Raw genomic sequence first — 24674 nt, 5'->3', positions numbered from 1 at the left:
ACGAAAATATTTTTTCGCTGCATCCATTTTCCGGTTTGGCGTGTCCTTAAGTTCGAAGGCGACTTTGCAGCCGGTAAACCTTTCGAGACTGGACGAGCCCATGCCCGCCGTGGCAACAGCACAGAGACAATATTCGCGTTCCTGCGAACGCGCATGGGGAGAGAGCGGCTTGGCCCTGGTGACCGACCAAACACACGATCTCGAGATGGCGCTTGCCGCCTGCGCTGCGGGCGACCGTCAGGGCTTGCGCCGCATCTTCGACCACGAGGCCGGCCGGCTGGTCGCCGTCGCGCAGCGGATCGTGCGCCGGCGGGAACTGGCGGAAGAAGTGGTGCAGGAAGCCTTCATCCGCATCTGGACGCATGCGCATCAATATTCGCCCGAGCGCGGATCGGCGCGCGGCTGGATCTACGCGATCGTGCGCAACCGCGCGCTCAATCTGCTGCGCGACGGCAAGCGCGAGGATCTGGTTGGCGAAGACCGGCTGGAGACGCTGCAGGACGGCGAGCAGCTGGACCAGATCATGGCCTCTTTCCACAGGCTCGACCGCAACAGCCGCCTGCACGAGTGCCTCGGTTCCCTCGACGAGATCAAGCGACGCGGCATCCTGATGGCCTATGTCGGCGGCTACACGCATGGCGAGATCGCCGGACGCCTCAAGCTTCCGCTTGGAACGGCAAAATCGTGGATCCGGCGCGGACTTTCCTCGCTGCGGGAGTGCATGGCATGAGGATCGAGGAACGAGACTTTCCGGCCATCGCCGACGACTATGTTCTGGGTCTTCTCGATGCGGCTGAGGCTGCCGAGGTCGAAGCCGCCATCGAGCGCGACGGCGGCCTTGCCGAAGCAGTCGCCAGGGCACGCGAGCGGTTCCTGCCGCTCGACACCAGCGTCGAGCCGGCTCCGGTATCCTCGGCGCTGTGGGACGCGATCTCTTCCCGTCTGCCGGAGCAACCGGGCGCCGCTGCCCCGTCTCTCGCTTCGGTTTCGCCGAGACTGCCTCTCGCGGGCAACGACAACAGCCGCTCCGGCTGGCGGGCAACCGCGATCTCCGCAATCGCGGCGTCGCTGATCCTTGCCGGTGGTCTGGTCTGGAGCGTCACCCGGGTGAACGAGCCGCTGGTGGTGGCCGTGCTCCTCAACGAGGCCGGCGAAATCCAGGCCGTGGTCGAGGACTTCGGCAACGACACGGCAAGTGTCAGACTGCTCAGCGACTTTGCGGTGCCGCAAGACAAGACGATGCAGGTCTGGACGCTGCCCTCGCGTGACATGGGGCCGATGTCGCTCGGCCTTTTGGAAGGCGCGCATTCCGCCACGCTGCACGGCCCTGCGCTGCCGAGACCCCAGGATACCCAGCTCTACGAGATCACCCTCGAACAAGCCGGCGGCTCCCCGACCGGCCGGCCGACCGGCCCGATCCTCGCCAAGGGGTTCGCAAAACTGGCGCGGTAGAGGCGCGCAACCGCCTTGGCCTTTCGGCCAATTGCGCACCAAAAACCGGGCTGTATTCTCCCTTCGGCGAAGGGAGAATGGGATGACGCTGACGCAGGACACACCACGTCCGACAGGTGAACCGATGACGATCACCTGCCAGGACGGGGTGGTGCTCGGCGGTCACATCTGGCCAGCATCGGGGCCGCCGCTTGCCAGCGTCATCATCAACCCGGCGACCGGCGTCCTTGCCCGCTACTATCACTATTATGCAGAGTTTCTAACGAGGCACGGCTTCGATGTACTGACCTACGATTATCGCGGCATCGGACTGTCGCGACCGGCGAGCCTTAAGGGCTGCGGCTCTCGCTGGCGGGACTGGGGCGAGCAGGATTTCGACGCAGCGCTTCGGTTCATGCACGACAGGCGGCCGGATCAACCGCTGCAGGTGGTTGGCCACAGTATCGGCGGCTATCTGCCCGGCCTATCTCCGAACGGGGCACGGATCGACCGGATGCTGACGGTGGGCGCGCAATACGCCTACTGGCGAGATTATGCGCCGGGGCACCGCGCCCGGCTGTTTTTCAAGTGGCATGTCGTGATGCCGGTGCTCACCGCCGCATTCGGCTATTTCCCGGGCAAGCGGCTCGGCTGGCTCGAAGACCTGCCGGCGGGCGTTGCCAACGAGTGGAGCTTTCGCGGGGCCCGGATGGAGATGACCCATCCGGTCGGCGAGCGCGACGAGATTCTGCGCCGGTTTGCGGCGGTCACGGCACCCATCCTGGCCATTGCCGTTGCGGACGACGACATCGGCAGCGTGGCAGCTATTCGCCGCAGCCTTGGCTATTATACCGGCGCCGAACGGACGGAGGTTCTGCTGGAGCCCGCGGTCTACGGGCACTCACGGATCGGGCATTTCGGCCTGTTCCACGCGCGCCACAGGGAGGAGTTCTGGACCGACACACTACGTTGGCTGAAGGAGGGGGTTAATCCCTGGGGCGATCAGCCCAGCAAATTGCCGTAGCGCACCGAATAGATGCGGTCGCGGCCGAGGAGGTGGGCGACCAGGGTTTCGCGGTCGAATATGCCGTGCATCGCCTTGTGATTGAGGTCGAGGCCGCCGGCGAGAACGCCGAAGGCGGGCATGAGGAGGCGGTGGCCGTCGCTGGCAAAGCACGGACGGCGGACGGACTTTTCGCGGCGGCGGACCGTGGCGGACGGGTGGAGATGGCCTGCGACCTCACCCTTGACGCCGTTCGGGCCGGCAGCGAGGCTCGGTTCATGACGGAAGACGAGGTCGCCATAGACGAGTTCGTCGGAGCAGGTGCCCGGCAGGTCGATCGTTCCATCAGGATCGTGGTTGCCGTTGATCCAGATCCAGTCGCGGCCGCGCGCCATGTCTGCGATCATCGTGCGCAGGTTTGCCGGCAGGTATTCCGAGCCGCGGCGATCATGGAAATTGTCGCCGAGCGACACGACCACTTTCGGATCGTAGCGGGCAATGACGGCGGCGAGGATGTTGAGAGTGGCGATCGTATCGTAGGGCGGCAGCATCATGCCGCGCCTTGCAAAGGCAGCGCCTTTTTCCAGATGCAGGTCGGACACGACGAGCATGCCGGTTGCCGGCAGATAGAGGCCGCCGAGCGGATCGCAGACAGCCGCGACGCCGTGGACGACGATCTCTTCGGCGCCGGTTGCGGCCGGGGTCATCGTGCTGGAGTGGGCGGCGAGGCGCAGGCGGTGCAGCAATGTCTTTCCGTCTTTCCTGTCTTGCGGTGCAAAGCCTTTTATCCGCCGTGCCGGGCCCTTGTCCGGGCTAGCGTCGCGAATAAAGCCTTACCCCATCGCCTCGGCGATCAATTCGTCTGCGGCCTCGGCCAACACCACGTCCTGCGCTTCGCCCGGTACCGTTTCACGGCCGATTTCCAGCATGATCGGCACCGCCAGCGGCGAAACGCGATCCAGCGCACGGTGGGTGATATGCCCTTTGATTCGGGCCAGCATATCTCCTAGCCGCCCAATATCCAAAAGCCCCGTTGCCGCATCGCGGCGTGTCGCCTCCAAAAGAACGTGATCAGGCTCGTGGCTGCGCAGCACGTCGTAGATCAGATCGGTCGAGACCGTGACCTGCCGGCCGGTCTTTTCCTTGCCCGGATGACGCCGCTCGATCAACCCGGAAATCACGGCGCAATTGCGGAAAGTCCGCTTCAGCAGATAGCTTTCGGCGAGCCAGGTTTCGAGATCGTCGCCCAGCATGTCTTCGTCGAACAGGTCGGAAAGGCTGAGGCTTTGATCGGCGATCATGCCCCCCATGTCGTTGAGACCATAGACGGCGAGCGAATAGTCGGTGGCGACGAAGCCGAGCGGCCTGCCGCCTGCGCGTTCCAGCCGGCGTGTGAGAAGCATGCCGAGCGTCTGGTGGGCGAGCCGACCTTCGAAGCAGTAGGCGATCATGAAGAAGCGTTTGCCGCGCGGAAACGTCTCGATCAGCAACTCGTCGCGGCGCGGCAGGATGGAGCGTTCCTTCTGGATCGCCAGCCAGTCGCGCACCTGATCCGGCAGAACCTTCCAGCGTTCCGGATCCGCCAGCATGGCGCGCACCTGATCGGCGAGATAGGTGGTGAGCGGAAATTTTGCGCCGGCATAGGTCGGGATCATCGGATCGGTGGAATAGGTGTTCGACACCAGACATTCGTTTTCGCGGATGGTTTCAAACCGCAGCACCTTGCCGGCAAACAGAAACGTATCGCCGGGCACGAGCTGTTCCAGGAACTGCTCCTCCACCTTGCCGAGCGTCATGCCGCCGCGGCCGACTGCGCCCTTGGCATTGCGCTTGACGAGGCGGACACTGAGTTCGGTCGCCTCGACGATGGTGCCGAGGTTGAGGCGGTATTGCTGCGCCACCTGCGCGTTCGACACCCGCCAGCGGCCCTCCTCCGTCTTGCGGATCTTGGCGTAACGCTCGTAGGCGCGCAGGGCATAGCCACCGGTCGCGACGAAATCGACGATCCGTTCGAACATTTCCCAGGAAAGGCCGGCATAGGGCGAGGCCGAGATGATCTCGTCATAGAGCTCGAGCGGATCGAACGGCTCGGCGCAGGCCATGCCGAGGACGTGCTGGGCGAGAACATCAAGCGCACCTTCGCCGACCGGCGGCGTATCCTGGGCGCCCAGGTAATTCGCATCGAGCGCCGCCTGGCATTCCATCACCTCGAACCGGTTGCCAGGCACGAGGATCGCCTTCGAGGGTTCGTCCATGCGGTGATTGGCGCGGCCGATCCGCTGGGCGAGACGCGAGGCCCCCTTGGGCGCCCCGATATGGAGGACGAGATCGATATCGCCCCAGTCGATCCCCATGTCGAGCGTCGAGGTGGCGACGACGGCGCGCAGCTTGTTTTCGGACATCGCCGCTTCCACCTTGCGACGCTGGCCGGCATCGAGCGAGCCGTGGTGAAGGGCAATCGGAAGATTGTCGTCGTTGATGGTCCAGAGCGCCTGAAACAGGAATTCCGCCTGGAAGCGGGTGTTGACGAAGATCAGCGTCGTCGCATGGCGCTTGATCTCGCGGTAGACGTCCGGGATGGCATAGGCAGAAACATGGCCGCCCCAGGGGATGCGGTTTTCCGTGTCGAGAATGGTGATATCGGGTGCAGCACCGCCCGTCACATGGACGAGGCCGGCGGGTGGGGCCGGGTTTTCGCCCTGCGGCACCAGCCAGCGCTGGAGATCCATCGGATCGGCCACGGTGGCCGACAGCCCGATCGTCTGCATGCCGGGTGCGAGGCGGCGCAGGCGCCCGAGTGCGAGCGACAGGAGATGGCCGCGCTTGGAGGTGACCAGCGAATGCAGTTCATCAAGGACGACGTATTTCAGGTCCTTGAAGAACCGCTCCGCCTCCTTGTTGGCGAGCAGCAGCGACACCTGTTCGGGCGTGGTCAGCAGGATATCGGGCGGGTTGAGCTTCTGGCGCTGGCGTTTCGACTGCGGCGTGTCGCCGGTGCGGTTCTCGACGGTGACGGCAAGCCCCATCTCGGTGACCGGCTTCATCAGGTTTCGTTCGATATCGACCGTCAACGCCTTCAGCGGCGAGATGTAGAGCGTGTGGATACCGGTAAACGCCGAGCCCGGCGGGATCTTGCCACGCATGACCAGATCGGTCAGCGACGGCATGAAGCCCGCAAGCGTCTTGCCGGCACCGGTGGGCGCGATCAGCAGCATGTTTTCGCCGGCCTGCGCGCGGGCGAGAAGCTCCAGCTGGTGGGCGCGCGGAGACCAGCCCTTTTCCGCGAACCATTTGAGGAACGGGCGGGGCAGAGCGACAGCATCAGAGCCGGGCGTTGGGTTTTCGACGAGATCCACGTCGTTAAGGTAAGACGAACCTGGCGAAAATGAAGAGCATTACCGAACGATATATCTGTCGGTGCGGTGGTTGATCGCAAGCGTCAGGTTCAGCGTCACGGCGGCGATGACCGAGCAGAGGATGACGAAGGGGCTGGCAACGAGGAAGGACAGGACCAGCACGACGCAATCAAGCCCGAGCTGGACGAAGCCGGCGCGCCAGCCGAGACGGTCCTGCAGGTAGAGCGCCAGAATGCCGAAGCCACCGAGCGAGGCGCGATGGCGAAACAGGATTAGCATGCCGCAACCGATCAGGAGACCGCCGAACAGGGCGGCAATGACTGGATCGATGGCGCTGATGGTGATCACCTTCGGCAGGACGCCCGTGAGCACCGACGTGACCGCGACGGCGGAGAAGGTCTTGACCGTGAAGACCGGACCGAGCCGTCTGTAGGCAAGCCAGTAGAAGGGCAGGTTGAGCAGGAAGAATGCGGCACCGAAACTGATATCGACGGAGTAGCGCAGCAGGAAGCCGATACCTGCCGTGCCGCCGATCAGAAGGTTTGCGGCCTGCAGCAGCACGACGCCCAGCGCTGCCAGCATGGAACCGGCAAGGATCGCCTGCACATCTTCAATGAGCGAGTGTTTTTCCGAGCTTGAAGCCCAAAGGCCGACGGGGCTCTTTTTGTCGGTCACGTTTGCCATCAGCGCACCGCGATGTAGCGGTCGGAGCGATGGTTGACGGTCAGGAGAAGATTGAGCACGACGGCGCTCAGAAGCGACCAGACCACGGTCATCGGGCTGACGACGAAAAAGGCAGCGGCCATGACGCAGAGATCGAAACCCAGCTGGACGAGGCCTGCCGGGATCTTGAACCGGTCCTGGATGTAGATCGCGAGAATGCCGATGCCGCCAAGCGAGGCGCGGTGCCGGTAAAGGCCCAGAAGGCCGAAGCCGATCAGGATGCCGCCGAGCAGCGCTGCCCAGAACGGATCGAGATACTGGATCACCAGAAAGCGTTTCTCCAGCTCGGCAATGACGGAAACGCCGGCAATGGCGATAAAGGTCTTGACCGAAAAGCCGAGGCCGAGGCGCTTGAAGGACAGGTAGTAGAATGGCAGATTGACGACGAAGAACAGGACGCCGAAGGGAATGTCGAACGCATAATGCAGCAGGAAGGCGACGCCGGCCGTGCCGCTGGTGAGGAGCCCGACCTGGTTCAGAAGATAAAGCCCGAGGGCTGCAACCATGGCGCTGATGAACAGGCCCTGCGCATCTTCCAGCATCGTGTGGCGTGCCGGATCAAGGCTGTAGAAACCCATACGGCGCCTTGCTGCAACCTGTTCGTCGGCCACGCTATTCCCCTTGATTTTGGGCGATTGTGCACCGCGATAGCAGCTTCATCAAGCGGCATCGCTGCGCCGGACGACAACGTTTCAAAATAACAAGAAAGTGAAGGATCAGCCCGTCTTTTGCGACAGAAACAGTATGCCATGGATGGGTTTGCCGGCGTCCATGCGAATGGTCGTGCGCTCGACGGCGATGAGATCGAAGCTGTAATGCGCGAGCAGGCCACCGATATAGACTTCAGAATGGGCGTAACGGAGCGAATCCTTAAGCACAAACGTCTCATCGTCGCCCGCATCTTCCACCGAGAAGGCGAACAGACCGGCCGGTGCCAGAAGCTCGGTCACGAGCGGAAACACGGTTTCGAGCGAGCCGAGATACATCAGCACATCGGCTGCCGAAACGAGGTCGGCGCGATGGGGTGGAAGCGTGTCGAACAGGCCGGACTGTGCTGCCTCAAGGCTGAGGTCCGATTGCCCTAGGTGATCGTAGATGTGTTTTTCCGCAGCCTTGGCCAGCATGTTGGCAGACAGGTCGAACCCTTCGAGGCGCCCTGCCCGGTCGCGGATCTCGGCCCCGAACAGGCCGGTGCCGCAGCCGAGATCGACCACGGTCGCAAACGGCCCATGCGGCGCAACCAGCGTGCCAAGCTTTTCCGGGACCGAGTAGTTGAGCTTTTCCACCAGTGACGTATCGAACCTGTCGGCATAATCGTCGAACAGGCCTTCCACATAACGGCTCGGCGGCTGGTCCGGGACATCGCCGGCGCCGATCAGGGCGAGGCGCAGGCTTGCACCGAAGATATCGTCGGGCTGCAGTTCGAGCGCGCGGCGATAGGCGTCGGCGGCATTCGCGAGCGCTGCCTTGTCGCGGTATTCGCCGAGCCTGAACCATCCGGCGGCCCATGCGGGGACGAGCTCAAGTGCCTGCTCCATCAGTTCCGCGGCGGCGGAGAAATCCTGTCCCTCGGCCAGCATGCGCGCATAATCCGCACGGCGGTCGGCAATGACGTCACCGGAAGAGAACTGGATCGCGCTCATGGCGTGACGGCTTTCACTGGAGTTACGGCGGGAGTTGCGGCGACGGTGGAGTTGCGTCATCTCGCCATTCCCCTCGCCCCTCCTGTCACCCGGGCCACAAAAAAACTCAAGTTGTATTTGAGAGGCTAGTGAAGAGTGCCTATGTGACAGGTTGCGGGACTGTTCCCGCAAGGCTATGGCAATCCCAAACCAATTTTTCAACGGTGGAGACGATCGACGATGGCGGATGGCGTGAACAGGTTCCTCGGCGATTCGATCGGCCGCACGATCATCAAGCTGATCGTCGTCTGCCTGATCGTAGGCTTCGTGCTGGCGTTCTTCGGCTTCACGCCGGACAATATCGTCGACACCATCCGCTATTATTTCCTCGACCTCTGGTACAACGGTTTCCAGGCACTGGGACGCGTCGGAGACTATCTCCTTCTCGGCGCGATCATCGTGGTGCCTGTCTTCATCGTGCTGCGGCTTCTGAGCATTCGCCGCTGAATGTCGATGGTGTCTCTCCCCTCCCGCCGCACGTTTCTGGCGCTCGCCGGCACCGGCCTTCTCCTTGCCGGCTGCTCCACCACAGCAGTCCTGACACCGACGCCGGGTTCTGTCGACGAGACGGAAGCGGCGCTTCCGCTCGTCAACAAGCTGCGCCAGGCAACGGGCCTTTCGTCTCTTGGCCTCGACAAGCAGGCACGACTGGCAGCAGGGCGGCAGGCCGTCCGAATGGCGAAGGCCAAGGAAATGAAGCACCTGATCGGCTTCGGGGACGATTTCGGCGACCGGATGCGAAAGAGCGAGGTGGCGCTGCCAGCGGCGGAAAACATTGCGGCTGGCCAGCATGATGTCGGCGACGCGGTCCAGGCCTGGATCGACTCGCCGAAACACTTGCGCAACATGCTGGGCAGCTACAAGGGCCTCGGCGTTGCCGCCGCCCGCGCAAGCGACGGACGGCTGTACTGGGCGATGGTGCTTTCCAACTGATCGAAGCCGGCGGCTAGAGGCTTTTGGCCGCCCATTGGTCGAGATGCGTGTCGCGGAGATCGCGGATCGATGCGACCTTTTCCTGGTCAAGCAGAGACGACATGCCGCGAACGATTGCGGATGGCAGGCCCGGCCCTTCATAGACCATGCAGGAATAAACCTGAACGAGATCGGCTCCGGCGCGGATCTTTTCGAGCGCTTGCGCCGCATTTCCCACACCGCCGACGCCGATGATCGGCAGGTCCTTGCCCACCCGCTGGCGCATCTTGGCAAGCACGGTCGTCGAGCGTGAAAACAGCGGTGCGCCCGAAAGGCCGCCCGCTTCTTTCGCCTGGGTCTGGTTGCGCAGGCCGTCGCGCGCCAGTGTCGTGTTGGAGACGATCAGGCCATCCAGAGCGTGCGAGGTGGCTTCTGCCGCGACGTCATCCATTCCTTCTTCGGTCAGATCCGGCGCGATCTTCAGGAAGATCGGCACGGAACGGCCATGGCGGGTCGCCTCTTCGTCACGCACGGACAGGATTGCCTCAAGCAGCGCCTTCAGGCTGTCGCGTGCCTGCAGGTCGCGCAGGCCGGGCGTGTTGGGAGACGAGATATTGGCTGTGAAATAGGTGGCAAGGCCGTAGAATTTGCGGATACCAGCGGTGTAATCGGCGACACGGTCCTGTGCGTCCTTGTTGGCGCCGATATTGACACCGACGATGCCGCTTGCGCCGCGGCGGGCCGACAGGCGCTGGAACGCCGCCTTGTGCCCCTCGTTGTTGAAGCCGAGCCGGTTGATGATGCCGCGATCCTCGACCAGCCTGAAGATGCGCGGCTTGTCGTTGCCGGCCTGCGGCTTCGGCGTCACGGTACCGACCTCGGTAAATCCGAAGCCGAGCTTCAGGACCGCATCCGGCACTTCGGCATTCTTGTCATAGCCGGCGGCAAGCCCGACGGGGTTTCCGAAGCGGATGCCGGCGATCGTCTGGGCAAGCCGCGGATCGGCTTTCAGGCTGCAGGCGGGCACGACACCGCTTTTCAGCGCTGCGACCGACAGGCCGTGGGCCTTTTCCGGATCGAAGACGAACAGACTGCGCGACGCGAACGCCGAAAAGGGCCGCATCACTGTACCGATCATGGCATTTTCTCCGGAAAGGCATGCTGGCCGTCAACGCCGATCAGCAGCGGCATTTCCCACAGCACGGCCGAAAACGGCAGGAAGCCGTAAAGGTGGGGGAAAAGATCGCCACCGCGAGAGGGTTCGAATTTGAGGGCATCGCCCAGAACCAGCGTGTTGACGGCGACCAGCATCAGGCCCGTCAGACCGGCGAAATGCCGCTTGGCCGTTTCGCGCGCCTGGGACCCGGTGGAGAAATGGATGTAGCCGTCGCGCAGGTCGATTTCCGCACCTTCGAAGCGGCCGGTCTCCTTGGCCTTGCGCCAAAGCACATCGGGTACGATCTTGTAGACGATATCGGGCATCACGAACTCCCATAGTCCGGCTCTGATCTATGATCGGCACCGTTTGCCGCAAAGGGCGTTGATTGTCCATGGTGCAATGAGGAGGAAGGATCATGAAAAGGATCACTGCGACACGAGTCTTTGTAACCGTTGCGCTCTCGACGCAGGTGCTTTCGCTGCCGGCTCAAGCGCAAGACGACCGGCGGTTCCAGCTGGAGCGGACCGAACAGGGGATCGTTCGGCTGGATACGCAAACCGGCGCGATGTCGCTGTGCAACGACACCGACGGAGAACTGGTCTGCCGCATGGCACCGGACGAGCGGGCCGCCTATGAAAAGGAACTGGATCTGCTCGAAAAACGGGTGACCGCGCTGGAACAGCGTCTTGCCGATCGCCCCAAGACCTTTCCTGATGACGATGCTGTCGACCGGTCGCTCTCGATCATCGAGCGGTTCATGCGCGGCGTCATGTCGATGGTGCGGGAATTTGGCGGTGAGCCGCAACCGGACAGGACCTGAGTCATGCTATTTTGCAGACTTGTGTCGCGCCACACTCAGCGCTACACATTAGGTATTACAGGGAAAGCACGACTATGCCTTTGGGAGGGGGCGTGGACATGCAGACACTCAACATCATCATCGCCGACGACCATCCGCTTTTCCGCGGTGCGCTGAAACAGGCGATACAAGGCGTTGCCGACGAAATTGTCATCATCGAAGCGGGCGACTTCGATGCGGCGAGAACAGCGGCGCAAGACAATCCCGAAACCGATCTCATGCTGCTCGACCTTGCCATGCCGGGCGTGAGCGGATTTGCGGGTCTGACGTCGCTCAGGTCGGCCTTTCCGGCGCTACCGGTGATCATCGTTTCAGCCACGGACGATCGCAGCACGATCAGGCGGGCGCTCGATCTGGGCGCTTCCGGCTTCATTTCCAAATCCTGCGGGCTTGACGATATCAGGGCCGGAATACAGGCCGTGCTGGAAGGCGATATCTGGGTGCCGAAAGGCGAGACATCGCAGAGCGAGGAAGACGCCGCAAGATCAGACATTCTCGACCGTCTGCGGACGCTGACGCCCCAGCAGCACCGGGTTCTGTCGATGCTTGGCGAAGGCCTGCTCAACAAGCAGATCGCCTACGAGCTGGGCGTCTCTGAGGCGACCATCAAGGCGCATGTCTCGGCTATTCTTTTGAAGCTGAACGTCGATAGTCGCACCCAAGCCGTCATCAAGCTCGGCCGGCTCAACATGGCCATGGTGGCGTAGGATAGCAGCAAAGGATTTTATTCCTTTTCTGCTTTACGAAATCCCCCTGCTGGGCTAAATTCTGCGACGAGCAAGCGGAGATCGCCCATCTCCGGGCGGCGGCGCCTTGAGGGCCGGTATCCTTGACGCTTGCATCCAACGGGACTGATCGGCAATGGCAGGCGGAAGGCGGCAACGGCTGTTTCCTCTTGCGCCGGGGGCAGGGACGACGATGCTGTCACATGAGACGATATGGATCGCGATCGACACGCTGGCTGAGCGTCATCAGCTGTCGCCGTCTGGGCTTGCCCGACGCGCAGGACTGGATCCGACCTCGTTCAACAAGTCGAAACGGCTTGGCCCCGACGGACGACTGCGATGGCCCTCGACGGAATCGATTGCCAAAGTTCTGGAAGCGACCGGCGCAACGGTCGATCAGTTCATGAGCTATCTGCCGCATGCGATGGGCAGGTCGCAACTTCCCGACGGCAATTTTCCCTCCCAGAACGGCACGATCCCGCTGCTCGGCTTTGCCCAGGCCGGCTCCGGCGGCTTTTTCGACGATGGCGGTTTTCCTGCCGGACAGGGCTGGGATGTGGTGGAATTTCCCGTCGATCCCGCCCGAAAAGCCGGTGTCTACGCGCTCGAGGTCCAGGGCGATTCCATGATGCCGCTCTATCGGGACGGCGACGTGCTGATCGTCGAGCCCGGCGCACAGGTTCGGCGTGGCGACCGCGTGGTGTTGAAAACCCGCGAGGGCGAGGTGATGGCGAAAGTTCTGGCGCGCCAGAGCGCGCGCCTGATCGAGCTTCTGTCGCTCAACCCCGAACACGCGAACCGTTCCTTCGACACGGCCGATGTGGAATGGATGGCACGGATCATCTGGGCGAGCCAGTAAGCCGCGTTGCATTCAGCGTCTCTTGAGAAAAAATTCCTCTGTCTCAATAGAGGCCGTTCGGGAAATAGCGCAGGTAGAGTTCCTGCAGGCGGCCGTTGCGCGACAATTCGGCCAGCGCCTGATCAAAGGCGGCGGCAAGGGTCGGATCGTTTCTGCGGACCATGATGGTCAGGCCCTCGCCTAGAAATTTCTGCGACAGGTAGGGGCCGTCGAACAGGCTGCAACAGGTCTCCGATGCCTCGCTTGCGACCCAGAACGGCAGGCGAAGGCCATCGGCAAAGACGGCATCCACTTGTCTCTCCTTCAGAGCTTCCAGCATGTCCTCGTAACTGTCGAACGGCTTTTGCGTGAGCTTCGGGAAGAACGCTCTTAGCATCGCCTCATGCGCCGTTCCCTTGACGACACCGACCGGACGATCGCTGAGGTCCGATACCGTGGTCGCAGCCAGTGTCGCCGCGTTGTTGCGGGCAAACCTTGCCGGGATACCGAGATAGGGCCTGGAAAACAGAAAGCGCTGCCGCAGCGACGGAGTTGCGGCGACCGCTGCCATCACGGCCTCCCCGCCCCCGTCTTCCAGGGTCTTTTCGAGATCCGCGAAGGGCATGGCCTGAATCTGGCACTTTGCCTCGATCTTCAGGACCGTGCAAATCTCGCGGGCGAGATCGATGTTGAAGCCTGACAGCCGGCCAGATTGATCTGCGAAATTGAAAGGGGGGAAATCGACAGTCGTCAGGATGCGCACGCGCAGGATTGTCGACAGATCCTGGCGCTCCACGCGTTCTCGTGCGTCAAACATCAGCGGAAGCTGGGTCGCCGGGGTAGAAGGCGGAGCGGTGGAGGCCGCAAGTGCCTGCGTTGCGGACAGAAGTCCGTATATCACCACCACCAAGAGCTGCATAAACTTGAAAACACCACTGCTTTTTAGGGATGTAATCAGGTATCGCATCTTTATGATCCGTGTGGGGCAATAGGGGTTCGTCTGCGGACGGTGTAGCAGCAACATGCGCTCAGAGGAACATGCTTCGCAGCCGACCTATCACGACGAAACGGGGGCGCCGCCGACCGACGAGATCGAGTCCGGGCAATTGCTCGACTTTCGTCCCGGCATCCAGGTCGAGCTGACAGCGCTTGCGGCCCTCGGTTTCTCGAAACCGTTGATCGCCAAGCTGGCTGGCCTCTCCAGGCAAAACGGGACGACGGTCGAGGCCGAGCTTCTGGCATGCGGCGACGTGAGGGAAGACGCCTATTACGGTGCCATCGCCCGTCTGCTGCGACTTCCCTTCGTCTCGTCGCTCGATCCCGCGCTTGTCGTTATCCTGCCCTCGACCGACGCCCAGCTGACACGCCCGACCATTGTGAGGATCGCCCATCGCAACAAGGCGCAGGAAATCGCCATCGTGCCGGAGGCGGCGCGACTTTCGCAGATTGCGGCAACGCTTGCGACCCTGCCGCTTGTGGGCCGCGATCTCGTCATCACCACGCCGAGCGCCATTCGCGAATCCGTCTGGAAAGCCGACGCAGCGCGCCGCATCCGCGAGACCACGAATACTCTGTTCGAGCAGAGACCCCTGCTGTCGGCCCGCGTTGTACTCGCAGGCCACCAGGGCTTTTACGGTGGGTCGTTTCTGACGACCCTTGCCTGTCTCCTGCTGATTGCACCGATCGATACGCTGCTTGCGCTGCATATCGTCCTGTCACTCACCTATTTTTCGACGCTCTGTCTGCGACTTTCGGCGATGATCCGGCAAACGTTGGTGGCACCTGAACGCGTGCCAGTCGCTCCACCGTTCGGGCCGCTGCCGCGTTACACTATTCTGGTCGCACTCTACCGCGAAGAGGACATGGCCGAGCAGTTGGTCGCAAGCCTCAAGCGGCTGGACTGGCCCGCATCTCTGCTCGACATCAAGTTCGTATGCGAAATCGACGACCGGCAAACGATCGAAGCCTTGAAGGTGCTTGAGCCTGGCCCCCAATTCGAGATCGTCGAAGTGCCGGCCTATGGTCCGCGGACGAAGCCAAAGGCTCTCACCTATGCGCTGAAAGGTGCGCGCGGCGAATTCACGGCAATCTACGACGCCGAGGACAGGCCGCACCCGCTACAACTCCGCGAGGCGTACCGGCGGTTTCGCGCGGCACCATCCGAACTTGCCTGCCTGCAGGCACCACTGATCATCACCAACGCCCGGGAAAGCTGGTTGAGCGCGTTGTTTTCGCTCGAATATGCAGCGCTGTTTCGCGGCCTTTTGCCGATGCTCGGGAGAATGAACATGCCGCTTCCACTCGGCGGCACGTCCAACCATTTCCGCACCAGCGCGCTGATCGCAGCCGGCGGATGGGATCCGTACAACGTGACGGAAGACGCCGATCTTGGCATGCGGCTCTACCGGCTCGGCTTTACCGCCGACGTGATGCGGCACCAGACGCTGGAGGACGCGCCTTTATCGATCAAGGTGTGGACGTCGCAGAGAAGCCGCTGGTTCAAGGGCTGGCTGCAAACCTGGCTGGTGCTGATGCGCGACCCGGCGCGGCTGATCGGCGAAATCGGCATCAAGCCTTTCTGCGTGATCCAATTGCTGGTGGGCGGCATGCTTTTGTCATCGCTGCTGCATCCGCTGATCCTCGTCTTTCTCGGCGTCGGCTTCTCAGCAATGCTGCGGGCGCCGATCGACACGCTGCCGCTTGAGGTCGTCGGCCTGTTCGCGATCGACTTCACCAACATTCTCGGCAGCTATCTCATCTTCCTCGGCCTCGGCATCGGATCGATGACCGACCACGAGAAGCGCCTCGTCGGACGCCGCTGGGTTGCCGTGCCGCTCTACTGGATGATGACATCCTTCGCCGCCTGGAAGGCGCTACGGGAACTCAGGACAAAGCCCTTCCACTGGAGCAAGACACCCCACATGCCGCGCCGGAAGGAGAGCTGATCGGGAGAGGGGATTGGAGCGGGTGAAGGGAATCGAACCCTCGTATTCAGCTTGGGAAGCTGCTGCTCTACCATTGAGCTACACCCGCGTCGAGGGAAGGTTTCCAACAATGGGCCGTGTCTGTCAAGGTCGCCGGGGTGGAAGCGTCCGGGGGCGCTTTTAGCTGCGGAAATGCTTGGAGAGTTTGAGGCCCTGCGCCTGATAGTTCGAGCCGAGGCCGGAGCCGTAGAGGCCCTGGGGTTCTTCCAGCATGTGTTCGTAGACGAGGCGACCGACGATCTGGCCGTCTTCGAGGATGAACGGGACCTCGTGGCTGCGCACCTCGAGGACGGCGCGGCTGCCGCGGCCGCCGGCGGCCTCGTGGCCGAAGCCGGGGTCGAAGAAGCCGGCGTAATGGACGCGGAATTCGCCGACCAGCGGGTCAAACGGTGTCATTTCGGCCGCGTAGAGCGGTGGCACATGGACGGCCTCGCGCGAGACGAGGATATAGAATTCATCCGGATCGAGGATCAGTTCGTTGCGGCCGCGGCTGTGGATCGGCTCCCAGAAATCGAACAGATCGTGCTGAGCCTTTTTGTCGACATCGACGACGGCCGTGTGGTGCTTGCCGCGGTAGCCGATCAGGCCATCGTTGTCGCCGGCAAGGTCGATCGATAGCGCTATGCCGCCGCCGGAAATGTTCGGCTGCGCGGCGGCGACCAGCGTTTCGGCTCCATGCAGCGCCAACAGCTCCGGCTCCTGCAGAAGGGCGTTGCCGACGCGGAAGCGGATCTGCGACAGGCGCGAGCCTTGGCGCACGACGATCGGAAATGTGCGCGGGGAAATTTCGAGATAGAGCGGACCGCGATAGCCTGAAGGGATCTTGTCGAACTCCTGGGCGCGATCGGTGATGACGCGGGTAAAGATATCGAGGCGGCCGGTGGAGCTTTTCGGATTGGCCGAAGCCGACATCTCGGCCGGCAGATCGAGGCTTTCCATCAGCGGCACGATATAGACGCAGCCGGTTTCGAGGACGGCGCTTTCGGAGAGATCGATGACGTGCAGGCTGAGGCGCTCGAGCTTGTCGGACACGAGGCTCATCGGCCCCGGCATGAACGAGGCGCGCACGCGAAACGCCTTCTGCCCCAAGCGCAGATCAAGGCTCGCCGGCTGGATCTGGTCCTGATCAAGCGCCCTCTCGGACTTCAGCCGTCCTTGTTCGAAGAGCGCCGCAATTGCGCGGTCCGCCAGAATTCCCGTTTCGCGAGCCATCATGTCTCTTTCAGATTTTGGGGGCGACAAAACCAAATGCGGACCATTGACGCAAGCGGAAGCGAGGCGTAAGGCAGCTTTATCCCGTGGTGATTTGGCCGGTCGGCTTGCAGCCACGTTAAACAAGTGGCTAAAAAGACCGGGTTGAAAACCGGTCTGCGATTGCGGCCGGTTTTTTTGTATCACGAAGGTGATGAACACATGAGCAAATCCCCGAACAAGAACTGGCGCCCGGCCACCACGCTCGTCCATGGCGGCACGCTGCGCTCGCAATATGGCGAGATGTCGGAAGCCATCTACCTGACGCAGGGCTTCGCCTACGACAGTTCAGAAGCCGCCGAGGCCCGTTTCAAGGGCGAGGCCGACGGCTATATCTATGCCCGCTACGGCAGCCCCACCAACGACATGTTCGAAAAGCGCATGTGTGCGCTGGAGGGTGCAGAAGAAGCCCGCGCCACCGCCTCCGGCATGGCCGCCATCACGGCAGCGCTCATGTGCCAGCTTCGCGCCGGCGACCATATCGTGGCCGCCCGGGCCCTGTTCGGTTCCTGCCGCTGGGTTGTCGAAACGCTCGCCCCGCGCTACGGCATCGAATGCACGCTGGTGGACGGTCGCGACCTTGCCAACTGGGAAGCGGCGATCAAGCCCAACACCAAGGTGTTTTTCCTGGAAAGCCCGACAAACCCGACGCTGGAAGTGATCGACATTGCCGGCGTTGCCAAGCTTGCCAATCAGGTCGGCGCCCGTCTGGTGGTCGACAATGTGTTTGCAACGCCGCTCTTCCAGCGGCCGTTGGAACTCGGCGCCCATGTGGTCGTCTATTCCGCCACCAAGCATATCGACGGCCAGGGCCGCAGCCTTGCCGGCGTCATCCTTTCGGACCGCGAATGGGTTCTGGAGCACCTGCAGGACTATTATCGCCATACCGGTCCGGCAATGTCGCCGTTCACGGCATGGACACTGATCAAGGGGCTGGAAACGCTGCCGATCCGTGTTGCCCAGCAGACGTCGAATGCGGCAAAGATCGCCGATTTCCTGGCCGAGCATAGCAAGGTCGCGAAAGTGATCTATCCGGGTCGCAAGGATCATCCGCAGGCCGATATCATCGCCAAGCAGATGACGGGCGGATCGACGCTGGTCTGTTTCGAGCTGAAGGGTGGCAAGGAAGCGGCCTTCAAGCTGCAGAACGCCATGGAGGTGGTCACCATCTCCAACAATCTCGGCGATACCCGCTCGATCATCACACATCCGGCAACGACGACGCACAAGAACCTCACCGACGAAGCCCGTACGGAACTGGGAATTTCGCCCGGCACCGTGCGCTTTTCGGCCGGCATCGAGGATGCGGACGACCTGCTGGAAGATTTCGCGCAGGCGCTGAAGCAGATCTGATCGACTTTACGCCGAACGATGGGTAGACCCGGAACGCTCCGGGTTTACCATATCAGTTATCCCTATCATCAAGAACGCGACATTGCCTCAGATGCAAGCCGCGAGAATTCTTGACCTTTCTCCCCCACTGTACGATATCGGCACGATGAGCAATCTTGAGGTGCCAATGTACCGCGCCCGCACCAGAGACATAGACGTCGCCGTCGAGCCCTATTATCTCGAGGAGCAGTCGAGCCCCGAGGACAGTCGTTATGTCTGGGGATACCGGATCGTGATCGAGAACAAGTCCTCGATCAGCGTCACGCTCGTGCATCGCTACTGGAACATCACGGACGAAAACGGGATCGTCGACGAGGTCGACGGACCAGGCGTCGTTGGCGACCAGCCGCGACTGGAGCCGGGCGACAGCTACGAGTATTCGTCCGGGTGCCCGCTCGACACGCCATCCGGCGTCATGTTCGGCACCTACGATATGAAGACGGACGAAGGCGAGACTTTCAAAGTCGACATTCCCGCCTTCTCGCTGGATTCACCAGGCGTCGTGCGCGTTCTGAACTGACCCGCAAGGCGGATCAGGCGCTTTCGAATTCTTCCGTCACGAACTTGTAGGTGGTCGAGCAGAACTCGCAGGTTACCGCGATTTCTCCATCTTCCACACTCGCGTGGATTTCTTCCGCAGAGAACCCGTCCAGCACGCCCTTGATCTTGTCGCGCGAGCAGCTGCAGCGGTCGAACACCGTCTGCGGATCATAGACCCGCACGCCGCGCTCGTGGAACAGCCGGAACAGCAGCCGTTCGATCGCCACCTGCGGATCGGTCAGCTCGTCCGTATCGATGGTACCTACCAGCGTGCTCGCCTCTAACCAGGCATCGTCCTCGACTTCGACGGCATCGCGTTCGTCACCGTCGCCGCCATGCAGGTCGGGCTGGCGCATGCGCTCAGGCGCTTGCGGAAGGAACTGGGCGACAAGTCCGCCGGCGCGCCAGTTGTGGCGCGGGTTGCCGTCCTCGTCGCGGTCGATGAGTTCGGCGACGGCGAGGCGAACCCGGGTCGGGATCTGTTCGGACTGGCGGAAGTAGACGCCGGCCATTTCTTCAAGCGACGAGCCGTCCATCGGAACGATGCCCTGATAGGGCTGCATGCCGCGGCCCTGATCAATCGTCAGCGCAAGAAAGCCATGGCCGAGCAGTTCGGCAGGCGAGATCTTGCCGTTCTCGACGGCTTCGGCCAGTGCATCCTCGTCGTAGCGGGCATAGGCGCGCAGTGCATCCGGCGTGGAGAAATCGGCAACAAGCAGGTCGACCGGGCCGTCACCCTTGGTCTGCATGGTGAACTTGCCTTCGAATTTCAGCGAAGTGCCCAGCAGTGCAGTGAGCACGACGGCTTCCGCCAGCAGCCGCGCGACCGGTGCCGGATAATCGTGCCGTCCGAGGATCGCGTTGAGGAGTGGCCCGAGCTGGACTGCACGGCCACGCACATCAAGGCCATCCACCTGGAAGGGCACGACGCGGTCGTCGCCGGCAAAATCGAGTTCGTTCAGTTCAACAGTCGCTTCCGCCATGAGTTAACTCCTTCGCGCCGGCGCTCTCAGTTCCTCGAACGCTTTTACACAAGCGCCAGCCGCAGCGGAACCGCCGGCCGGGGATTTGAGAACGTTGACGATATCGTGTTGAAGCGCCGCACTCGTTCGGCGGCGCGCTTTGAAAGCCGTCAGATGGTGGCGGCTCTCATCGAATTCAAGTCGGAAGCGCTTTTGATCCTCAGACGATGCCGAAGCACCAGGCAAGGATCGACTTCTGCGCGTGAAGACGGTTTTCCGCCTCGTCGAACACCACCGACTGTGGTCCGTCGATGACCTCGTCGGTGACTTCCTCGCCGCGATGCGCCGGCAGGCAGTGCATGAAGAGCGCGTCCTTGTTTGCCTTATCCATCAGCGCCTTGTTGACCTGATAGGGCTGGAAGATGTTGTGGCCGCGCGCCTTGTGCTCCTGGTTCATCGAGATCCACGTATCGGTGACGACGACATCGGCGCCGGTGACCGCCCGTTCGGCGTCGTGGCAGAGCATGATCTCGCCGCCGTTGTTGCGCGCCCAGTTCAGGAACTTGTCATGCGGCTCGGAGCCCATTGGCACGGCCATGTTCATCTTGTAGCCGAACCGCGCCGAGCCTTCGACGAGCGAGTGCAGCACGTTGTTGCCGTCACCCGTCCAGGCGATGGTCTTGCCTTTGACAGGACCGCGATGCTCCTCGAAGGTCATCAGGTCGGCCATGATCTGGCAGGGATGGGTATCGTCGGTCAGCGCGTTGATAACAGGCACGGTGGCGTGCTCGGCCATTTCCCGCATGCGGTTGTGATCGGTGGTGCGGATCATGATCGCATCGACATAGCGCGACAGGACACGTGCCGTATCGCCGATCGTCTCGGCGCGGCCGAGCTGCATTTCCGTGCCGGACAGGAAGAGCGTCTCGCCGCCGAGCTGGCGCATGCCGACATCGAAAGAGACGCGGGTGCGGGTGGACGGCTTTTCGAAGATCATCGCCAGCATCTTGCCGGCGAGTGGCTGATCGCCCTTGCCGGCCTTGAAGGCCCGCTTGCGGCTCTTCGCGTCGTCAAGAATGGTGCGGAGGTCCTCCGGCGAAACCGCCGAAAGATCCAGGAAATGCTTTGGTGATGCCATGCTATCGTCCCCTATCGAGGGGAACCGTCACCGGCACCCCTCATCGCGCTCAGGCTGTTTTCTTAAGTTCTGCCTTGGTCAGCTTTTCGGCTGCCCGTTCGATCCGTGCGAGCCCCTCGCGGGCTTCCTCGGCCGTGATCGTCAACGGCGGCAGAAGGCGCACGACGTTATCGCCAGCAGGTACTGACAGCATTTTCTCATCGCGCATTGCAACGACCAGATCGCCAGCAGGCACCCTTGCCTTGATGCCGAGCATCAGGCCTTCGCCTCTGATATCTTCGATCACGTCAGGGAAACGGTCCTTCAGGCTTGCGAGTCCCTGGCGGAACACGAGCGCGACATCGCGGACATTTTCAAGGAAGCCATCGGCCAGCACGACGTCGAGCACCGCGTTGCCGCAGGCCATGCCGAGCGGATTGCCGCCATAGGTCGTGCCGTGAATGCCGGGCTTCATGCCGGAAGCAGCCTCTGCGGTCGCAAGGCAGGCGCCGAACGGGAAGCCGCCGCCGATGCCCTTGGCAACAGCCATGATATCAGGCGTGATGCCTGTCAGTTCGTGGGCGAAGAACCGGCCGGTGCGGCCAACCCCGCTCTGCACTTCGTCGAGGATCAGCAGCAGACCCCGGTCGTCGCAGATGCGACGCAGCTCGCGCAGGAATTCCTTGTCCACGACGCGCACGCCGCCCTCGCCCTGGATCGGCTCGATCAGCAGCGCGCCGGTGTTTTCGTTTATCGCAGCGTTGAGGGCATCGAGATCACCGAATGGGACCTGATCGAACCCTGGCGCCTTCGGGCCGAAGCCTTCCATGTATTTTTCCTGACCACCGGCGGCGATCGTCGCGATGGTCCGGCCGTGGAAAGCACCCTCGAAGGTGATGATGTGGAATTTCTCCGGATGGCCCTTGGAGAAATGATAGCGACGCGCCGTCTTGATGGCGGTCTCAAGCGCTTCGGCGCCGGAATTGGTAAAGAACACCTTGTCGGCGAACGTGGCATCCACCAGACGGCGGGCCAGACGCTCCTGCTCCGGGATCTCGTAGAGGTTGGAAAGGTGCCAGACCTTCTCGGCCTGCGACTTCAGCGCGTTTACCAGATGCGGATTGGAATGACCGCAGGAGGTGACGGCAACGCCTGCCCCGAAATCCAGATATCGCTCGCCACCTTCCGTCACAAGCCATACGCCCTCGCCTCGATCAAAGCGCAAAGGTGCCCGGGCAAACGTGTCGTAAAGTGCGGCTTCAGCCATGGCGACATCACTCCTCTGGGTAGGTTCCGACCCCCCTCTCCAGACCTCTCCGGAGACCGGGAATGCGGCCTGAAAAATCAAAAATGCCGCCCACCGGGCGGCGCGGGCACTATCATGGCTAAGTGCCTCCATGTCAACAAAACTTGGTGTTTTATAGGGCTTTCGGGGCATATGCCGCGATGCAACCTGATGCTGTATTGCGGCATTTCGGTCTGTGACAAAAATGACTCTTGAGGGCAGCAAGTTGGGGAAAACCGCGAAATCGATTCGCGGCGATTCGAGCGACTCTTGCCACGGAGTCAGCCACACACTAGGTTAATCCTCAATTACTAGAACGCATGCGGCGGAACTAGTCACCTCGAAGCATAGATTGCGTGGGTGCGGCGGATTTATTTCGCCGCAGAGGTGAACGGATTCTGTCTGCCAGCAACGTTCAAAGGCGGAGAACGGCATGAACTGGACTGATGAGCGCGTCGAGCGACTTAAAAAACTATGGTCGGAAGGTCTCAGCGCCAGCCAGATTGCAGCCCAACTTGGAGGCGTAAGCCGCAATGCCGTGATCGGCAAAGTGCACCGTCTCAACCTTCCGGGTCGCGCCAAAGCAGGCGGTTCGGCGTCGGCCAATCGCCCGGCATCTAAGCGCCCAGCGCCCGCAGCTCCGCGCGCGCCGAGCTTTGCCGGACGCGACACAGCCCGTCCCGCAGCACGGACGGTGGGTGCAAACGCACTCAAGGAAGATCAGGACGTCAACGTCGCCGAACCGGTGAAATACACCGCTTCCGGCAGCGTCGTCGTGCCGATCTCGCGCCGTCTGTCGCTGACGGATCTCACCGAGCGCACATGCAAGTGGCCGGTTGGCGATCCGCTGACGGACGACTTTCATTTCTGCGGTTGCGATGCGCAGGATGCGTCGCCCTATTGCAAATATCACGCGAAGCTTGCCTACCAGCCGGTACACGAGCGCCGTCGTCCGGCTGCCCGCGCGTCCTAAGCCAGGCGGCTGCGGAAACAAGATCGAAGGCGGGCTCTGGCCCGCCTTTTGCGTTTTCGGCATGGCTGACTTGCGCTGAAAAAACTTGCCTCGCACTCCCTGGGCTCCTATTTCGGCCTCGAGAGAGGACGACCTCCCCCTGAATGGGCATAACGCCGGGACGACCCGGCATGAACCTCACCTAAAGGGGAAGATCATGCGCTCGATAAGAGACCGTATTCGCCACGCCATCAGCTTTGAAATCATCGGGCTTCTGATGATGGTGCCGCTCGGCGCTTTCGTCTTCGACATGCCGGCCGAACATATGGGCATTGTCGGCGTCGTGTCTGCGACGGTCGCGACCGGCTGGAACTACCTCTACAATCTGGGTTTCGACCGCTTTCTGCAGGCGCGACGGGGTACGACGCTAAAGACGCCTGCCTTGCGCATTGCTCATGCGGTGCTGTTCGAAATCGGTCTGCTGGTCGTGCTGATGCCGTTTATCGCGTGGTATCTGCAGATTACTCTTCTCCATGCGCTGACAATGGATATCGCGATCGCGCTGTTCTACGTGGTCTATGCCTATCTCTTCAATCTTGGCTACGACAAGCTGTTCCCGCTGCCGGAATGGAAGACCCAGGAAGCCGCCTGACCATCAGAGTTTCGGACGGTGCGATACGCCAGTCCGATGGAAGCCTGAATGTCTCGGCAAACCCGATCTCTCCGGCGCGCGTGATCCGCAGGGCCCGGGTTTCCTCCCGGCGACCGATCCAGCCGACGGCGAGTGCGCGGTCCAGCAGCGTCGCACCCATTTGTCCCGCCAGATGCGGCCGTCGCTCGCTCCAATCCAGGCATGTCCGGCAGAGCGGGCGTTTCGAACGGGTCAGCTGGTCGAGATCGATCCCGAAATCACAAAAGAACCGTCTGCCCTCGTCGGTGATCAGGCCTGCTCCATCGCCGAGCAGCAGATAGCCGTTGCCGGTCAGGGAGTCGGCGAGCGCGATGGCGAGGCGGCCTGCCATGTGATCGTAACAGGTGCGGGCAAGCCGTAACGCCTCGTCTTTCGGGCCGACAGGATGATGGCGCTTCGGCCCATCCGCGGCGACGGCCATCAACGCGTGGATCGCGTGCGCGACTTCCGGAGAGGCAAGTCGGTAATAGCGGTGCCTGCCCTGCTTCTCGACCTCGATCAGGCGAGCCTGCGCCAGTTTGCCGAGATGGCCGCTGGTGGTCTGCGCGGTGACACCTGCGTGGCTTGCCAGTTCGCCCGCCGTCAGGGCCTGGCCGCCCATCAGCGCGGACAGCATGTTGGCGCGTGCAGCATCGCCGATCAGGCTTGCAACTTCCGCGATCGTATTTCCTGAAACCATATTGGACATGATCCAGTTCTAGCACCGGAAAACTTTGCCGTCAGCGGTCAACGGTTCGGCCGTCGCCGAAGCATTTCTTTTCCTCTCTCCGCTAAGAGGGGCGGAGATTGCATGGATGGGGATAGGAACTGGA

26 protein-coding genes, 1 tRNA gene and 1 riboswitch are annotated in these 24674 nt (G+C 62.1%); of the genes, 13 read left to right on the top strand and 14 right to left on the bottom strand.

Annotated features, from left to right (window positions below):
- The first annotated feature begins 205 nt into the window (after positions 1 to 205).
- From G6K99_RS02040 to G6K99_RS02030, 3 genes are all read left to right on the top strand, one after another.
- Positions 206 to 730 carry a sigma-70 family RNA polymerase sigma factor gene (locus tag G6K99_RS02040; protein ID WP_174196023.1) on the top strand — a complete coding sequence of 175 codons (525 nt, stop codon included), beginning with the start codon at positions 206 to 208 and terminating at the stop codon, positions 728 to 730.
- A complete protein-coding gene (locus G6K99_RS02035; RefSeq protein WP_174195563.1) occupies positions 727 to 1452 on the top strand; it encodes an anti-sigma factor domain-containing protein in 726 nt (241 codons plus the stop codon). Before G6K99_RS02040 ends, G6K99_RS02035 begins: the two co-directional genes overlap by 4 nt.
- 82 nt (positions 1453 to 1534) lie before the next feature.
- Positions 1535 to 2455 (top strand): alpha/beta fold hydrolase, encoded by a 921-nt coding sequence (locus G6K99_RS02030; RefSeq protein ID WP_174195562.1) that lies wholly within the window; start codon positions 1535 to 1537, stop codon positions 2453 to 2455.
- Here the strand turns inward: G6K99_RS02030 and pdeM are convergent.
- The 5 genes from pdeM to G6K99_RS02005 form a co-directional block, all read right to left on the bottom strand.
- The gene (gene pdeM, locus G6K99_RS02025) at positions 2434 to 3180 is read right to left on the bottom strand and encodes a ligase-associated DNA damage response endonuclease PdeM (protein ID WP_371816112.1); all 747 of its coding nucleotides are present in this window, start codon (positions 3178 to 3180) and stop codon (positions 2434 to 2436) included. The two genes, G6K99_RS02030 and pdeM, sit on opposite strands and share 22 nt — an antisense overlap.
- 87 nt (positions 3181 to 3267) lie before the next feature.
- Positions 3268 to 5790, bottom strand: a complete 2523-nt coding sequence (locus tag G6K99_RS02020) for a ligase-associated DNA damage response DEXH box helicase (protein ID WP_174195561.1) — start codon at positions 5788 to 5790, stop codon at positions 3268 to 3270.
- A 39-nt stretch (positions 5791 to 5829) separates the two neighbouring features.
- Positions 5830 to 6474: a YitT family protein gene (locus G6K99_RS02015; RefSeq protein WP_113165332.1), complete on the bottom strand. Its 645-nt coding sequence runs from the start codon at positions 6472 to 6474 to the stop codon at positions 5830 to 5832.
- A complete protein-coding gene (locus tag G6K99_RS02010; RefSeq protein ID WP_062453896.1) occupies positions 6474 to 7091 on the bottom strand; it encodes a YitT family protein in 618 nt (205 codons plus the stop codon). The genes G6K99_RS02015 and G6K99_RS02010 overlap by 1 nt, the downstream gene beginning before the upstream one ends.
- 138 nt (positions 7092 to 7229) lie before the next feature.
- A complete protein-coding gene (locus G6K99_RS02005; protein ID WP_174196022.1) occupies positions 7230 to 8156 on the bottom strand; it encodes a class I SAM-dependent methyltransferase in 927 nt (308 codons plus the stop codon).
- A gap of 219 nt (positions 8157 to 8375) precedes the next feature.
- Here G6K99_RS02005 and G6K99_RS02000 point away from each other — a divergent pair, with 219 nt between their 5' ends.
- Positions 8376 to 8642 (top strand): DUF6460 domain-containing protein, encoded by a 267-nt coding sequence (locus G6K99_RS02000; RefSeq protein ID WP_062453898.1) that lies wholly within the window; start codon positions 8376 to 8378, stop codon positions 8640 to 8642.
- A complete protein-coding gene (locus G6K99_RS01995) occupies positions 8643 to 9128 on the top strand; it encodes a CAP domain-containing protein (protein ID WP_174195560.1) in 486 nt (161 codons plus the stop codon).
- Positions 9129 to 9141: 13 nt separating this feature from the next.
- Here G6K99_RS01995 and G6K99_RS01990 read toward each other — a convergent pair whose 3' ends face one another.
- Together G6K99_RS01990 and G6K99_RS01985 are read right to left on the bottom strand one after the other, a co-directional pair.
- Positions 9142 to 10230, bottom strand: a complete 1089-nt coding sequence (locus G6K99_RS01990) for a quinone-dependent dihydroorotate dehydrogenase (protein WP_174196021.1) — start codon at positions 10228 to 10230, stop codon at positions 9142 to 9144.
- Positions 10231 to 10241: 11 nt separating this feature from the next.
- Positions 10242 to 10589 (bottom strand): DUF952 domain-containing protein, encoded by a 348-nt coding sequence (locus tag G6K99_RS01985; RefSeq protein WP_174195559.1) that lies wholly within the window; start codon positions 10587 to 10589, stop codon positions 10242 to 10244.
- Positions 10590 to 10681: 92 nt separating this feature from the next.
- Between G6K99_RS01985 and G6K99_RS01980 the strand changes: the two genes are divergently transcribed.
- From G6K99_RS01980 to G6K99_RS01970, 3 genes are all read left to right on the top strand, one after another.
- Positions 10682 to 11086: a hypothetical protein gene (locus G6K99_RS01980; protein ID WP_092663642.1), complete on the top strand. Its 405-nt coding sequence runs from the start codon at positions 10682 to 10684 to the stop codon at positions 11084 to 11086.
- A gap of 98 nt (positions 11087 to 11184) precedes the next feature.
- Positions 11185 to 11832 (top strand): response regulator transcription factor, encoded by a 648-nt coding sequence (locus G6K99_RS01975; RefSeq protein ID WP_062453903.1) that lies wholly within the window; start codon positions 11185 to 11187, stop codon positions 11830 to 11832.
- Positions 11833 to 12043: 211 nt separating this feature from the next.
- Positions 12044 to 12709: a helix-turn-helix transcriptional regulator gene (locus G6K99_RS01970; protein WP_062453904.1), complete on the top strand. Its 666-nt coding sequence runs from the start codon at positions 12044 to 12046 to the stop codon at positions 12707 to 12709.
- 43 nt (positions 12710 to 12752) lie between these two features.
- Here the strand turns inward: G6K99_RS01970 and G6K99_RS01965 are convergent, their stop codons facing one another.
- Positions 12753 to 13607, bottom strand: coding sequence for a transporter substrate-binding domain-containing protein (locus G6K99_RS01965; protein ID WP_174195558.1), 855 nt, complete (start codon positions 13605 to 13607; stop codon positions 12753 to 12755).
- Positions 13608 to 13710: 103 nt separating this feature from the next.
- On the opposite strand from G6K99_RS01965, the gene G6K99_RS01960 reads away from it, so the two are divergent.
- Complete coding sequence (locus tag G6K99_RS01960; RefSeq protein ID WP_174195557.1) at positions 13711 to 15633, top strand: glycosyltransferase family 2 protein; 1923 nt, start codon at positions 13711 to 13713, stop codon at positions 15631 to 15633.
- A 14-nt stretch (positions 15634 to 15647) separates the two neighbouring features.
- Here G6K99_RS01960 and G6K99_RS01955 read toward each other — a convergent pair.
- Both G6K99_RS01955 and G6K99_RS01950 read right to left on the bottom strand, forming a co-directional pair.
- A tRNA-Gly gene (locus G6K99_RS01955) sits at positions 15648 to 15721 on the bottom strand.
- A gap of 71 nt (positions 15722 to 15792) precedes the next feature.
- Positions 15793 to 16887: a 2'-deoxycytidine 5'-triphosphate deaminase gene (locus tag G6K99_RS01950; protein ID WP_062453921.1), complete on the bottom strand. Its 1095-nt coding sequence runs from the start codon at positions 16885 to 16887 to the stop codon at positions 15793 to 15795.
- 73 nt (positions 16888 to 16960) lie between these two features.
- Positions 16961 to 17039: riboswitch (SAM riboswitch) on the top strand.
- Positions 17040 to 17085: 46 nt separating this feature from the next.
- Here G6K99_RS01950 and G6K99_RS01945 point away from each other — a divergent pair.
- Positions 17086 to 18276, top strand: a complete 1191-nt coding sequence (locus G6K99_RS01945) for an O-succinylhomoserine sulfhydrylase (RefSeq protein WP_174195556.1) — start codon at positions 17086 to 17088, stop codon at positions 18274 to 18276.
- A 166-nt stretch (positions 18277 to 18442) separates the two neighbouring features.
- Entirely contained in the window at positions 18443 to 18835 is a 393-nt protein-coding gene (gene apaG / locus G6K99_RS01940; protein ID WP_062453923.1) for a Co2+/Mg2+ efflux protein ApaG, read from the top strand.
- Between the two features lie 13 nt (positions 18836 to 18848).
- Here the strand turns inward: apaG and G6K99_RS01935 are convergent, their stop codons facing one another.
- The 3 genes from G6K99_RS01935 to G6K99_RS01925 all read right to left on the bottom strand — a co-directional run bounded on the left by G6K99_RS01935 (position 18849) and on the right by G6K99_RS01925 (position 22201).
- Positions 18849 to 19838, bottom strand: coding sequence for an Hsp33 family molecular chaperone (locus G6K99_RS01935; protein ID WP_092663650.1), 990 nt, complete (start codon positions 19836 to 19838; stop codon positions 18849 to 18851).
- Between the two features lie 199 nt (positions 19839 to 20037).
- Complete coding sequence (argF, locus tag G6K99_RS01930) at positions 20038 to 20955, bottom strand: ornithine carbamoyltransferase (protein ID WP_174195555.1); 918 nt, start codon at positions 20953 to 20955, stop codon at positions 20038 to 20040.
- A gap of 49 nt (positions 20956 to 21004) precedes the next feature.
- Complete coding sequence (locus G6K99_RS01925; RefSeq protein ID WP_062578952.1) at positions 21005 to 22201, bottom strand: aspartate aminotransferase family protein; 1197 nt, start codon at positions 22199 to 22201, stop codon at positions 21005 to 21007.
- A gap of 451 nt (positions 22202 to 22652) precedes the next feature.
- Here G6K99_RS01925 and G6K99_RS01920 point away from each other — a divergent pair, with 451 nt between their 5' ends.
- On the top strand, positions 22653 to 23192 hold the full coding sequence (locus tag G6K99_RS01920) for a GcrA family cell cycle regulator (RefSeq protein WP_062453927.1): 540 nt from the start codon (positions 22653 to 22655) through the stop codon (positions 23190 to 23192).
- A 196-nt stretch (positions 23193 to 23388) separates the two neighbouring features.
- On the top strand, positions 23389 to 23823 hold the full coding sequence (locus G6K99_RS01915; protein ID WP_062453928.1) for a PACE efflux transporter: 435 nt from the start codon (positions 23389 to 23391) through the stop codon (positions 23821 to 23823).
- Here G6K99_RS01915 and G6K99_RS01910 read toward each other — a convergent pair.
- Complete coding sequence (locus tag G6K99_RS01910) at positions 23762 to 24550, bottom strand: helix-turn-helix transcriptional regulator (protein WP_174195554.1); 789 nt, start codon at positions 24548 to 24550, stop codon at positions 23762 to 23764. The genes G6K99_RS01915 and G6K99_RS01910 overlap by 62 nt on opposite strands.
- Between the last annotated feature and the right edge of the window lie 124 nt (positions 24551 to 24674).

Origin of the sequence: Neorhizobium sp. AL 9.2.2 (assembly GCF_013317225.1) — a bacterium.
Taxonomy (GTDB): Bacteria; Pseudomonadota; Alphaproteobacteria; order Rhizobiales; family Rhizobiaceae; genus Neorhizobium; species Neorhizobium soli.
This window is presented reverse-complemented; position numbering and strand designations above follow the sequence as displayed.